This is a genomic window from Paraburkholderia sediminicola (assembly GCF_046027825.1).
Lineage (GTDB): Bacteria > Pseudomonadota > Gammaproteobacteria > Burkholderiales > Burkholderiaceae > Paraburkholderia > Paraburkholderia sediminicola_D.
Genome location: NZ_JAQQDU010000153.1, coordinates 1 through 13100, shown reverse-complemented (window position 1 = coordinate 13100; position 13100 = coordinate 1). Strand labels below are relative to the sequence as shown.

Below are 13100 nucleotides of genomic sequence, written 5' to 3'. Positions count from 1 at the left end.
ACGGCACGGCACGGCACGGCACGGCACGGCACGGCACGGCACGGCACGGCACGGCACGGCGTCAAACCGGAGGTGCGGCTAGGGCTTCTCACCGAGTCAAAGGGACGGTTCCTCACGAGCCGTAAGCGCGCCCCTGGTTTCCCATGCATACCCATCCGCGACGCACGCAGTGCGGAGTGGGAGCTGATGAGCGCTTTGTCACTGACGCTGAAGGTGCAAGAGCACGGATTCCAGATGCACCACTACCGCGACTGCGCGAGGGACCCGCTTAAGAATTAGCGGGTTGAGCCGCTTTCTTTGCTTATCTTTCTTTGCGGCGGCAAAGAAAGTAAGTGCCGCCCCGCACAGGGGCAACGCTGATAGACCACTAAGAATTCAAGAAAAGGCCAAAAGCCCAAAAACCCAGATCAAGGAAAGGCCACCGCAGCAGGCGGCAAAAAACACTCACGATCCAACAACCTGCACCATCGCCCGCCGCCTTTCCCACCAAACAGCCCCAAGAAACGCAAGCGCAGCAACCAGCAGCACGCCGACCATCGCATCATTGCCGACGCCCTTCATCAACGCCCCGGCCACCAACGGCCCACCAAAACTAGCCGCGCTCCACGAAGCCCCGACCAGCGAACTGGCCGACACAAGCGCGACACCCCGAAACCGCTCGCCGCAGGCAACAAGCGACAGCGTATAAACCGCCCCAGCCGTAGCACCAAGCACAAAAAGCAGAGGCCAACACAGCCACGGCGACGTAACCGCCCAAGGCAAAAACGGCAGCAACACCACAACAATCACACCACAACCGATATGCACGCGCTCGCGCCCGAGCCGATCAGCGAGCCAGCCAATCGGAAACTGCATGGTCGTGTCACCAAGCAGCAACGCCGACGCAAACAGCACAGCCACCTCGCTCGTAATACCATGCGCCATGGCGAAAAGCGGCAGTAACGACAGCGCGATCGTATCGAACAACGCAAAAAACCCCGTACCAATCACGAGCGCCGGCATCTGCGGCAGCACATGGCGCCAACTGCCATGCGCCGCGTGCTCATCCTCCGCCGCGTGCGGCGTCTTGCGGATGCTGGCGAGCGCCGGCAAAGCCAGCAAAAAGATCGCGCCGCAAATCATGAAGCGCCAGTGCGTGTAGTCGGCGATCTGACTCACCAGCACCGGGCCCGACATCTGGAACAGCGTGAAGTTGGTGGCGTAGATCGCAATGACGCGGCCGCGCGTGGCGTCGTCGGCGAGCTGGTTGACCCATGCTTCGCTGATTGTGAAGAGCAGCATCAGCGCGGCGCCGCAGAGGACGCGCAACACGGCCCATAGCCACAGGTTCGAGGTGAGCTGCATCAGCGCGGTGGCGAGCGCCACCACCAGCACCGCGCCGACGATCACCTGGCGGCCGCCGAAACGCGCCGCGACCCAACCGGCGACCGGCACGACAATGAGGCCGCCGCCCGCTTGCGCAGCCGTCAACAGGCCGACCACGTCGGTGCCATAGCCTGCTTGCGTCAGCGCGAGGGCCGTGAGGGGAAGCGTGGCGCCGCTGCCGAGTCCGACGACGGCAACACTCAGGATCAGAGCGAGGAAATCGCGAGTGAAGATGACTTTCATCGGCCGAGATGCTACTACGGCTGCGGGTCATTCGCACCTTTGTGCGGATTGCATGAACGCGGGTGAGGACCGCGTTCGCTTGCTGTCGAGGTGATGCCCGGTACCCGATCGGTGACGGCACGCAGCCAGCCCCGTTGGCCGGCGGCGGTGATGCAAACCTTGTCCTGGCTGGAGCCGTCCGCGCGGCCGGCGCGGTCGTGCCTCGGTTACCCGGCCACCGCCATCCGTTGCGCACGCCGGTCGATCGACACCGACCACAGCGTCAGCGCCAGCGCACCGATCGAGGTCGCCACCCCGACCCACGGCAGCGTGGTGAGCGGCGCGCCCGCGCCGATCGCCATACCGCCGAGCCACGCGCCCGTTGCATTGCCGAGGTTGAACGCGCCTTGATTCAGGGTCGATGCCAGATTCGGCGCATGGCTCGCGCGGTCGACGATCAGCATTTGCAGCGGCGGCACAATCGCGAAGGCCAGAATGCCCCACACGAAGATCGTGATCATCGCCGGGATCTCAGCGTGCATCGTGCCGGCGAAAATGGTCAGGATCACGACAATCGCCAACAGGAACGCAACCAGCGAGGGCATCAGCCGCCAGTCCGCGAGCTTGCCGCCGAGGGTGCTGCCCACCGTCAAGCCGAGGCCGAACAGCAACAACACGAACGTAACCGCATGCGGCGTGAAACCGCTCACGTCTTCGAGAATCGGCGTGATGTAGGTGAAGGTGGAAAACAAGCTGGCCGACGCGAGCACGCTAATGCCGAGCACCATCAGCACTTGCGGGTTCTTCAGCACGCTGAATTCGCGGACGAGGCTGGCCTTTTGCATTTCGATCTTCGCCGGCAGGCATACCGCGAGCGCGCCCGCAGCGAGAATGCCGATGCCCGTGACCGCCCAGAAGGTCGCACGCCAGCCCACTGCCTGGCCGAGCGCTGTGCCGAGCGGCACGCCGAGGACGTTGGCGAGCGTCAAGCCCGTGAACATCAGCGCGATGGCTTGCGCGCGGCGGTTCGGCGCGACCAGACCGGCAGCGACCACCGAACCGATACCGAAGAAGGCGCCATGGCAAAACGCCGTGACGATGCGCGCGGCCATCAGTACCGCGTAGCCCGGCGCGATCGCGCACAGCAGATTGCCGACGATGAAGACGCCGATCAGGCTCATTAACGCCTTCTTGCGCGGCATGTTGGCCACGGCGATCGCGACGATCGGCGCGCCGATGGTGACACCGAGCGCATACGCCGACACCAGCATGCCGGCGGCCGGGATCGACACGGATAGATCGCGCGCGACATCGGGCAGCAGCCCCATGATCACGAATTCAGTGGTACCGATTCCAAAAGCGGCAACGGCAAGGGCGAGGAGGGGCAAAGGCATGGTGACGGAGCGTGAATCGGCGCGACGGGATACGTCGTGCGGCAGGCGCGCATTTTTCGGGACGAGAACGCATGCGCCGTGCGAGGGGAAATCAGTAGGGGATTCTACCTAAGTCAAAACAGCCTTGCTGAGCGTCAAGCCGGCTGTTGTTTTTTGCTGAAAGCTGCCTTGGCGCGCGCGTTGGCGCGCTTTGACGTGTATTCGCCGGCGAGAGTGGCGTTGTTTTATGACGTACTGTCGTCCGATTTGAAGGTATTGCCGTGACGGCCGGCCCCTTCGGCGAAACGTGCGGCGCCTGTCACGCCCTCGTCGAATACCGCCTGATAGCCGCCGGCACCTTCGCGCCGCAGCGCCAGGGCGAGATCCTCGAGCGTGCTGTTTTCCAATGCAGAGCGGCGATCCGCGAGCAGCGCCGCCTGCGGAAAGGCCGCCAGTTCAGCAGCCAACTGTTCCGCCGCCGCGCGTGCCTCGCCCTTGCGCACGACACGGTTGGCGAGACCGAAGCCGAGCGCTTCCTGCGCGTCCACCGCGCGGCCGGTCAGAATCAGATCGAGCGCACGCGACAGCCCGATCAGTCGCGGCAAACGGATCGTGCCGCCATCGATTAGCGGGATTCCGACACGGCGGCAGAACACACCCAGCACGGCATCTTCTTCGACGACTCGCAGATCGCACATCGCGGCCAGTTCCAGGCCGCCCGCGACGGCATAGCCGGCAATCGCGGCGATCACCGGTTTGCTGAAGCTCATGCGCGTCGGTCCCATTGGACCGGGACCGCTGCCGTCGACGTGCAGTTCATTGCGGCGGGTCTCGTCGGCGAGTGCGGTGAGATCCGCGCCGGCGCAGAAGGTGCCGCCCGCACCGAACAGCACGGCCGCACGCCATGCCGGCTCCGCTTCGAAGCGGCGAAAGGCGGCGCTGAGCGCTTCCGCGGTAGGACGGTCGACGGCATTGCGACGCATGGGCCGGTCGAGCACGATGGTGGCGACGCCGGTGTCTTCGTTGACTTCGATGCGCACGTATTCATTCAAATGCTGCGGGGTTATCATCGTTGTGTCCGTAAAGGTTCGCGTTCGGCTGCTCATGCCGTGTGCTCATGCCGTGTGATTAATACCGTTGGTTGTCATGCATCTTTCACAATCGGCTCGTAGCGTTAGCGCTCTTTTGACGCGCTGACGTTTTTTGACTAACTCATCGAGCCTGCCTTTGCCTTTGTCCAATTCATCGCCCGCAGCCACGCCGGCCTCCGCCGAGACGGTCTGGATCGTGCCTCTATATGAACATGACCATACATGGTACGACCATGTGCGCCTGAAACGCGTCTTCGTGACTGACGGCACGCGCCATCAAGTGGTCATGGTCGATGCACGCAAGCTGCTCGAATGCGCGGATCGCGACAACACGGATTACGTGTTGAAGCCGGTCGCCGAGTGGCATGCGGGCAAGGTGCGTGGCATCCGCGAATTTCTCGATCCGGACAATCCGCGCATCCCGCAGATGCCGTATGTGACGATCTCGACGCGTCGCGCGCCGGGGCTCCTCGGCTGGGTCGGTCTCGAGCGCGAGGGCGTGGTGGCGTTTCGCAATGGCCAGCATCGCGCGCGCTATCTGGCCGATGCGGGCGCGCGCTGGTTTCCGGTGGAAGTGCACGAGCGCGAGGTGGCCTTATTGCGCGAGCTGTGCGGCGCAGCGGACGACGCCCGCACAGCGATCCGCCCGACCACGGTGGATGGCGGCGGCAACCCCTAACTTCGCGCCTGCACGACATTGCGCGGCGTGCCGGCCTGCCATGCCGCGACGTTATCGAGCGTGGTCTGCGCGATCTCGTTCATCGCCTCGCGCGTGAAGAATGCCTGATGCGCGGTGACGATCACGTTCGGGAACATCAGCAGACGTGCCAGCACGTCGTCCTGCAACGGCAGGTTCGAATGGTCCTCGAAAAAGAGGCCGCCTTCTTCCTCGTACACGTCGAGCCCGAGATGGCCGAGCTGGCCGTCTTTCAACGCGCCGATCAATGCATTGCTTTCGACAAGGCCGCCGCGCCCGGTATTGATCAGCATCGCGCCCCGCTTCATCTTCGCGAGCGCGGGCTCGTCGATCAGATGGTACGTGTCGGGCACCAGCGGACAATGCAGGCTGACGATGTCGCTTTCAGCCAGCAGCGTGTCGAGCGGCACGTAGCGTGCGCCGAGCGCGAGCAGGTCGTCGGCCGGCGTGCCAGGATCATAGGCGAGCACCTGCATGCCGAAACCCGCCATGATGCGGCCGAACACGCGGCCGATCATGCCGGTGCCGATCACGCCCACCGTCTTGCCGTGCAGGTCGAAGCCGAGCAGCCCATGCAACGAGAAATCGCCTTCACGGGTGCGCGCGACCGCGCGCGGCAAGCGCCGGTTCAGCGCCAGAATCAGACCGACGGCATGTTCGGCAACCGCGTACGGCGAGTAGGCCGGCACCCGGGCAACCGTCATGCCAAGACGTTCGGCCGCGGTCAGGTCGACGTGATTGAAGCCCGCTGAGCGCAGCGCGATCATGCGCGTGCCGCCGGCATGGAGATACTCCAGGACGGCCGCGTCGACGTTGTCGTTGACGAACGGGCAGACCACTTCATAGCCCCGGGCGAGAACCGCGGTTTCGACATCGAGGTGCGATTCCTGGAAGTGCAGCTCATAGCGATGCGCACCGTTCGCCTCGGCGAACGTGTCTTTGTCGTACTGATGGCTGCTGAACAGGATCATGCGCATGAATGGCTCCGAAGAAAACGTGCCGGCGCGGTGAATATCGGCTAACGGCGCGGCATGCGGGCAGCTCAGTATATCGGCCCTTTATGGTAATGATCACCGCTTGCGATGCGCGGTCCGAAAACGATTTGAACCTTTACTAAAGATCATCTTTTGCGAAGGGAAACCGGTCGCAATTGAAAATCATATTGACAGCGCTACCGAACTACAATAATTATAAAAAAAGAAGTCTCAAAAATGCATGAACAAATCGTGCTGAAAACGGGCCATCAGCAGGGCTTGCCTTTTTCAATGTCCTAGACAACTTCGCGAGGAATGCGTGACTGTCGAGCTTGCTGAAAAGAATTGCACTATCTTCGCTGCATTGCGGCATGTCTTTTTTGACGCCAAGAGCGTCATGCCATTGCCATAAAGTTTCCATTCAATGGAATCCGGTTATGCCGGATGCGTCATTCCTGAGTCATGGCAGCCCGGATCGAATTCGCTTCAAAATCCAGAGAGTTTTTTTCAACTTTCTGCTAATAAACCGTCAATCGGCGACCCAATATGATCGGTGAATTGCTGAGATCTCAACCGGAGATCGCGCTGTTCGCAAGCCTTGCAATCGGATACTTCATTGGTTCGTTTCGCGTGGGGCCAATCCAGCTCGGGGGCGTCTGCGGCACGTTGATCGTGGCCCTGATACTGGGTCAGACGGGCGCGCGGCTTGCCCCCGATCTGAAGAACATCGCATTCGCGCTGTTCATCTTCGCGCTCGGCTTCACCGGCGGCCCGCAGTTCTTTGCCAACATCGGCCGGGGCTGGCGCTACGGCTTGCTGTCGGTGGTCGAGATCGTGTCGGTGCTGGTGCTGATCATGATCGCCGTCTTTGCGATGCGGCTCGACGCGGGCACGGCGGCCGGCTTGCTGGCCGGCGCCGCGACGGAGTCGGCCGTGATCGGCACCGCTTCCGAGGCGATTGCCAAGCTTGGCTTCAGCGACGCAGAGACGCTGCGTCTGCAGGCCAACATCGTGACCGCGTACAGCGTGAGCTACCTGTTCGGCCTGATCACCATTGTCCTGTTTACCAGCCAGTTCGCGCCGCTGCTGTTACGCGTCAATTTGCGCGAAGAAGCCGAGCGCGTGTGGCACAAACTCGGCGGCGACGGTGCGTTCGGCGAGGGGCAGCGGGCCGCGGCGCCGGCACTCGTCGGCCGCGCGTTCCGGGTCGGCACGGCGGCGGCCGGCGGGACGGTTTGCGCGTTCGAACAGACCTACGGCTTCAACCTGACTATTGAACAGGTTCGGCGCACCGGAGCCGACGTGCCGGTTGAGCCGCAACTGACGTTGGCCGCTGGTGACCTGATTCTTGTGGGCGGGCGGCGCGAAGCGATCGTGGCCGCGGCTGCCAGCCTCGGCGAAGAAGTGGTGGACGCCGGCTTTGACCAGGTCTTTGCGGACAAGCTGGACGTCGTACTGACGCGCAGCGACGCAAACGGTCTGACGATTGCGCAGTTGCGTGAACGGGCGAAGCCGGAAGAAGGGCGCGGCGTTTATATCGCGGCAGTCACGCGGCTCGAAACCACGGTGCCCGCGCTGCCCGGCACCGAACTCAACCGCGGCGACGTGCTGACGCTGGTGGGCGCGAAGGCCAACGTTGAACGCGGCGCGCGGCGACTGGGCTATGTGCTGCCCGCGACCCAGAAAACCGACTTTGTCTACCTCGGCCTGGGCGTACTGCTCGGCATGGCGATCGGTCATCTCGGCGGGCGTATCGGCGGCGTGTCGATCGCGCTCGGCACGGGCGGCGGCTGCCTGCTGTCAGGCCTGCTGTTCGGCTGGATTCGTTCGCGCCATCCGTTAGTCGGCTCGCTGCCCTCGGCTGCCGCGCAAATTCTCAAAGACTTCGGCCTTGCCACCTTCATTGCCGCTGTCGGGCTGTCAGCGGGACCCGATGCCATCAAGCTGGTGCGCGAATACGGTCTGGCGCTGCCTGTCGTCGGCATCCTGATGGTGCTCGTGCCCGGTTTGCTGTCGCTCTGGATCGGCCGCGTGTTTCTCAAGCTCGAAGCGCCCATGCTGCTCGGCGCCATTGCCGGTCAGCAATGCAGTACACCTGCGATTAGCGCGCTGGTCGGCGTGACCGGCAATTCGACGCCGGTGATCGGCTACACGATCACCTATGCACTCTCGAACATTCTGTTGCCGTTGATGGGGCCGGTCGTGGTCGGCCTCGCCGGGAAATTCGGCTAGGCGGGCAGATGGGTTGCGCGCGGCGTGGCGCGCAGCCGACCGCATGCGGATGCCGTGAGGTCCGTATGCATATGCAGCACCCAGTACTCAGTATCGAAAACTATCCAGCGAGGGCACGATGGACTGGCTACATCACATTTTTCAGAAATCACCCGAGATTGCGCTGTTTTTATCGCTCGCAGTCGGCTACTTCATCGGGCAGATCAACTTCGGTAAATTCCAGTTAGGCGGCGTAGGCGGTTCATTGCTCGCTGCGGTCGTGATCAGTCAGGCGGGTGTGACGATCGACAACGGCGTGAAATCGGTGATGTTCGCCGTGTTCATTTACGCCGTCGGCTACGACTCCGGGCCGGGCTTCTTCAATTCGCTGAATCGCAAGACGCTGCGTGAGATCGCGATGGCGATCTTTCTCGCCGTCTCCGCACTGGTCACCGTAGTGGTCTGCGCGAAGCTGTTCCATCTGAACAAGGGGCTTGCCGCCGGACTCGCGGGCGGCGCGCTGACGCAGTCGGCGATCATCGGCACGGCCGGCGACGCCATCGCGCGTCTCGGTCTGCCTGCTGATCAGGTCAAGTCGCTGCAGTCCGATGTGGCGATTGCCTATGCGGTCACCTACGTGTTCGGCTCGCTCGGCGCGATCATCGTCTGCGTGAACATCCTGCCAAAGTTCATGGGGCAAGGGTTGCGAGAGGCGTCGATCGAAGCGGAGAAGGAGCTCTCTTCAGGTTCGACGTCACTCGGCGCGGGGCAAATTCGCGCGTTGCCCGAACTGGTGGGGCGTGCGTACAGGATCGATGTCAGCGCAGGGAAAACGGTCAAGGCAGTCGAGACCCTGCATCAGGACATGTTGACGATCGAGAAGATCAAGCGTGACGGTAAGGCCCTCGAGCCGACACCCGATCTGACCTTGCAACTCAACGACGAAGTGCTGGTGGTGGGCCGCCGTGAGGCGGTGGTCGCATTCGGGGCGAACGGCAACGAGATCGCCGACGTCGAGGACATTGGCGTCGTGATGCAGACGCGCGATGGCGTGTTCACACGCAAAGGCATGAACCACACGACGATCGCCGCTGCGCGCGAAGTCGTGGATCGCGACATGCGCCACGGCGTCTATATCCAGAGCGCCACGCGTGCCGGCCAGCCGCTGCCGATCCTGCCCGAAACCAAGCTCGAGCACGGCGACGTCATCACCTTCTACGGTTCGCCGAAAGACACCAAGCGTGCTGTCGATGCAGCCGGCTACGAACTCCCGTACAGCAACAAAACCGACTTCATCTACATGGGCGTCGGCCTCGTGCTCGGCCTGCTGATCGGGCTGATCGTCCTCAACGTGGGCGGCATTCCGCTCACACTCGGTTCGGGTGGCGGCTGTCTGCTGGCCGGTTTGCTGTTCGGCTGGATGCGCGGCAAGCATCCGATGTACGGCGCGATGCCGACGGCGGCTTCGCAGTTGCTGAAGGACTTCGGTCTCGCGGCATTCGTTGCGGTGGTCGGCTTGAATTCCGGCTTGCAGGCGGTCGTGACGGTCAAGCAGAGCGGCATGACGATCTTCCTGCTCGGCGTGTTCGTCACGTTGTTCCCGCTGCTGCTGACCATGCTGTTCGGCCGCTACGTGCTGGGCTACAAGAACGCGGCGATTCTGGCCGGCGCGCTGTCTGGCTCGCGTAGCGCCAACCCGGCATTCGGCGGCGTGCTCGACAAGGCGGAAAGCGCCGTGCCGACCGTGCCGTTCGCGATCACCTATGCGATTGCGAACGTCGCGTTGACGTTGCTCGGCCCGCTCGTGGTCGGACTGGTTTAGCCTGGTTTAGCACACGCATTTATCGATCTCTCTTACGCCGGCGTCAACTGAACGTATCCCTCGCGACGCCGGCGTTATTCACTTGCACAATGGAGAACGCATCATGGCAAAAGAGAAAGGCGGCAAGAAACAAGGCGACATGGCTCAAGCCGGCTTCGCGGCGCTCAGCCCGTTCGAACTCAAGGACGAACTGATCAAGGCCGCCGGTGGCGGCGCGGTAGAGCGTGCCGCCAACGCATCGATGCTCAACGCCGGCCGCGGCAACCCGAACTTCCTAGCGACGATTCCGCGCCACGGCTTCTGGCAGCTCGGTCTCTTTGCGATGCGCGAATCGGAGCGTTCGTTTGCGTTCATGCCCGAGGGCGTTGGCGGCTTCCCGCGCCGCGAAGGCCTCACGGAGCGCTTCGATCTGTTCCTGCGCGAAAACAAGGGCGTGCCCGGCATCGACTTTCTGCGTGGCGCCGTGTCGTATGTGCGCGATCAGCTCGGCCTTTCCGCGGGCGACTTCCTCTATGAAATGTGCGAGGGGATTCTCGCGTCGAACTACCCGGTGCCGGACCGGATGCTCAAGTTGTCCGAACTGATTGTCGGGCAGTACCTGCGCAAGGAGATGATCGGCAACCATCCGTTTGTCGGCGAATTCGACGTATTCGCAGTGGAAGGCGGCACGGCGGCGATGACGTACATCTTCAACACGATGCGCGAGAATCACCTGATCAAGCCGGGTGACACGATTGCGCTCGGCCTGCCGATCTTCACACCGTACATCGAAATTCCGCGCCTCAACGACTATCAGCTGAACGTTGTCAATCTCGAAGCCACGGTTGAAAGCGGCTGGCAGTATTCGAAGAAGGAACTCGACAAGCTGCGCGATCCGAAGGTGAAGGCGTTCTTCCTCGTGAATCCGAGCAACCCGCCTTCGGTGAAGATCGATGACGAGAGCCTTCAATACATCGCCGACATCGTCAAGGAACGCCCGGATCTGATCCTGCTGACCGACGACGTGTACGGCACCTTCGCCGACGACTTCGTCTCGCTGTTTGCGCTCGCGCCGAAGAACACGATCCTCGTGTATTCGTACTCGAAGTATTTCGGCGCGACCGGCTGGCGCCTCGGTACGATTGCGACGCATCGCGACAACGTGCTCGACAAGCTGATCGCCGAGCTGCCGAAGGACCAGAAGAAGCAGTTGCACGAGCGTTATGAGTCGATCACGACCGAACCGGAAAATCTCAAGTTCATCGATCGGCTGGTTGCTGACAGCCGCACTGTCGCGCTGAATCACACGGCGGGTTTGTCGACGCCGCAGCAGGTGCAGATGGTGTTGTTCTCGTTGTTCGCGCTGATGGACACGCCCGATGCGTACAAGAACGCGTTGAAGCGCCTGATCCGCAAGCGCAAGCAGGCGCTGTACGAAGAGGTCGGCATCTCGTTCGAAGACGACGACCCGAACCAGGTCGATTACTACACGATTCTCGACATCGAGTTCCTTGGCGAGCGGATGTTCGGGCGTGAGTTCGTCGAGTGGCTGCTGAAGAACACCGAACCGTCCGAGTTGCTGTTCCGCCTCGCACGCGAAGCGCGCGTGGTGCTGTTGCCGGGACGCGGCTTCGGTACGCAGCATCCGTCCGGACGGGTGTCGCTGGCGAATCTGAACGAGTCGGACTATCGGCAGATTGGCCGCGCGATGCGCAAGCTGATCGAGGAGTATGTCGAGCGCTATAACGCGGCAACCGGTAAGAAGCTCGATAAGACCACGGTGAAGTGAGCGTGGGTTGAGGTTCTGATTCACGCTTGATGTGTGCTCGATTCGCGCTCGAAGTCAGCTTTGAGCGCGCTCAGGCATAGTCAGGCATAGACAAAAACCTTGCACAATCGCGCGGATCGGTGAATGATCGGACAAGCGGCCCCGCCAGTGTCATTGCTGGCGGGGCCGCTTGTCCCTTTGCGTTCTGACATTCACGTACCGATCATGCCGACTTCATCCACATCTACCGCACCCGTTGCCTATGCAGTGCCTTGTCCGGTTGTCGAATCGCTCGACGCCATTCTTCCGGAAGAGCCGTTACTGATGATGGGCGCCGGCCCCGTGCCGATTCCCGCGGCGGTCGCCAAGGCCAATACGGTGGTGATCAATCACCTGGGCAGCACGATGGTGAAGGTGATTGGCCAGGTGAAGACCATGGCGCGCTATGTATTCCAGACGAACTCGAAGTGGGTGCTCGGGGTCGCCGGGCCGGGTTCTGCCGCGATGGAAATGGCGATCTCCAACCTCGCGTGGGAAGGCACGAAAGTGCTGAGCATCAAGAACGGGTTTTTCAGCGAACGGATGGCGGAGATGGGCCGGCGCGTCGGTGCGCAGGTTGCCACGCTCGACGTCGACGACCGGTCGGTCGCCAGCCTCGATCAGATTGCCGAGGCGATCCGCCGCGAGCGGCCGGAAATCGTGACGGTGGTGCAGGGCGAGACCTCGAACACCGTGTGGAATTACCACCTGAAGGACATTGCCGCATTGGCGAAGGCCGCGGGCGCGCTGGTCATCGTCGACGCGGTGTGTACGTTGAGCACGATGCCTTTGGAGATGGACGCGTGGGGTATCGATGCGGTGATTACGGGTGGGCAGAAGGGCTTGTCGTCGATCCCGGGCGTGTCGCTGATCGCGTTTTCCGATGCGGCCTGGGCGCGGGTGAAGGGGCGCACGGCGCCGAATGCGCATTGGTGTCTGGATGCGTCGCTGGCTGAGAATTTCTGGCATAACGCGGGGTACCACTATACGGCGCCTGTGTCGGGTGTATTGGCATTGCATGAGGCTTTGCGGCTGGTTTGCGCTGAGACACTGGAGAAACGTTTTGCGCGGCATCTGAAGTGTTCGGTCGCGTTGCAGGAAGGCATCACTGCGTTGGGCCTGAATCTGTACACCCCGCAGGCGTGCCGCCTTAATTCGGTGGTCGGCATCGAGGTGCCGGAAGGATTGAGTCCTGGCGATATCTGCGGGCACATCTCGCGGCAGCACCAGGTGGAAATCTCGGGTTCGTTCGGGTTGCCGATCGTGCGGATCGGGCAGATGGGTGAGCAGTGCCGGGAGCACAACCTGTTTCGGACGTTGCATGCGCTTGGGCGGACGATGGTGGATCTGGGCGTTAAGGTTGAGTTGCCGGCTGGCGTGGCGGCGTTGGAGCGTGGGTTGTCGGAAGGGAAGTGAAGGTTTGGGCCTGCTCGGCGCTTGGTTTGTTTGTCTGGTTGCCTACGGCGTTGGGCTTTCCTTGAGTTGTTTGCCTGCTCGGCGCCCTGTTCGTCTGTTTTCCTGTGGCGTTGGCCTATCCTTGTTTTCTTCGTGGTCTATTA

The 13100-nt window shown here is 62.3% G+C and carries 11 protein-coding genes; 6 read left to right on the top strand and 5 right to left on the bottom strand.

Features of this window, described 5'->3' with window-relative positions; all coding sequences use genetic code 11:
• Positions 1-279: hypothetical protein (locus PQQ96_RS40060; protein ID WP_408302638.1), on the top strand; the 279-nt coding region annotated here is incomplete at its 5' end.
• A 165-nt stretch (positions 280-444) separates the two neighbouring features.
• On the opposite strand, the gene PQQ96_RS40055 is transcribed toward PQQ96_RS40060, so the two are convergent.
• The 3 genes from PQQ96_RS40055 to PQQ96_RS40045 all read right to left on the bottom strand — a co-directional run bounded on the left by PQQ96_RS40055 (position 445) and on the right by PQQ96_RS40045 (position 4030).
• Positions 445-1608 carry an MFS transporter gene (locus PQQ96_RS40055; protein ID WP_408302636.1) on the bottom strand — a complete coding sequence of 388 codons (1164 nt, stop codon included), beginning with the start codon at positions 1606-1608 and terminating at the stop codon, positions 445-447.
• 206 nt (positions 1609-1814) lie between these two features.
• Positions 1815-2981 carry an MFS transporter gene (locus PQQ96_RS40050; RefSeq protein ID WP_408302634.1) on the bottom strand — a complete coding sequence of 389 codons (1167 nt, stop codon included), beginning with the start codon at positions 2979-2981 and terminating at the stop codon, positions 1815-1817.
• 224 nt (positions 2982-3205) lie between these two features.
• A complete protein-coding gene (locus tag PQQ96_RS40045; protein WP_408302632.1) occupies positions 3206-4030 on the bottom strand; it encodes a crotonase/enoyl-CoA hydratase family protein in 825 nt (274 codons plus the stop codon).
• Positions 4031-4163: 133 nt separating this feature from the next.
• On the opposite strand from PQQ96_RS40045, the gene PQQ96_RS40040 reads away from it, so the two are divergent.
• Complete coding sequence (locus PQQ96_RS40040; RefSeq protein ID WP_408302630.1) at positions 4164-4730, top strand: plasmid fertility inhibition factor family protein; 567 nt, start codon at positions 4164-4166, stop codon at positions 4728-4730.
• Here the strand turns inward: PQQ96_RS40040 and PQQ96_RS40035 are convergent.
• Positions 4727-5725, bottom strand: a complete 999-nt coding sequence (locus PQQ96_RS40035) for a 2-hydroxyacid dehydrogenase (RefSeq protein WP_408302629.1) — start codon at positions 5723-5725, stop codon at positions 4727-4729. The two genes, PQQ96_RS40040 and PQQ96_RS40035, sit on opposite strands and share 4 nt — an antisense overlap.
• A gap of 211 nt (positions 5726-5936) precedes the next feature.
• Complete coding sequence (locus PQQ96_RS40030; protein ID WP_408302627.1) at positions 5937-6143, bottom strand: hypothetical protein; 207 nt, start codon at positions 6141-6143, stop codon at positions 5937-5939.
• A 125-nt stretch (positions 6144-6268) separates the two neighbouring features.
• On the opposite strand from PQQ96_RS40030, the gene aspT (PQQ96_RS40025) reads away from it, so the two are divergent.
• From aspT (PQQ96_RS40025) to PQQ96_RS40010, 4 genes are all read left to right on the top strand, one after another.
• On the top strand, positions 6269-7954 hold the full coding sequence (gene aspT / locus PQQ96_RS40025) for an aspartate-alanine antiporter (protein WP_408302625.1): 1686 nt from the start codon (positions 6269-6271) through the stop codon (positions 7952-7954).
• Between the two features lie 118 nt (positions 7955-8072).
• Positions 8073-9755 (top strand): aspartate-alanine antiporter, encoded by a 1683-nt coding sequence (gene aspT / locus PQQ96_RS40020; protein ID WP_408302623.1) that lies wholly within the window; start codon positions 8073-8075, stop codon positions 9753-9755.
• 103 nt (positions 9756-9858) lie between these two features.
• Positions 9859-11523, top strand: a complete 1665-nt coding sequence (locus PQQ96_RS40015; protein ID WP_408302621.1) for a bifunctional aspartate transaminase/aspartate 4-decarboxylase — start codon at positions 9859-9861, stop codon at positions 11521-11523.
• 204 nt (positions 11524-11727) lie between these two features.
• Entirely contained in the window at positions 11728-12957 is a 1230-nt protein-coding gene (locus tag PQQ96_RS40010; RefSeq protein WP_408302619.1) for a pyridoxal-phosphate-dependent aminotransferase family protein, read from the top strand.
• The last annotated feature ends 143 nt before the right edge of the window (positions 12958-13100 follow it).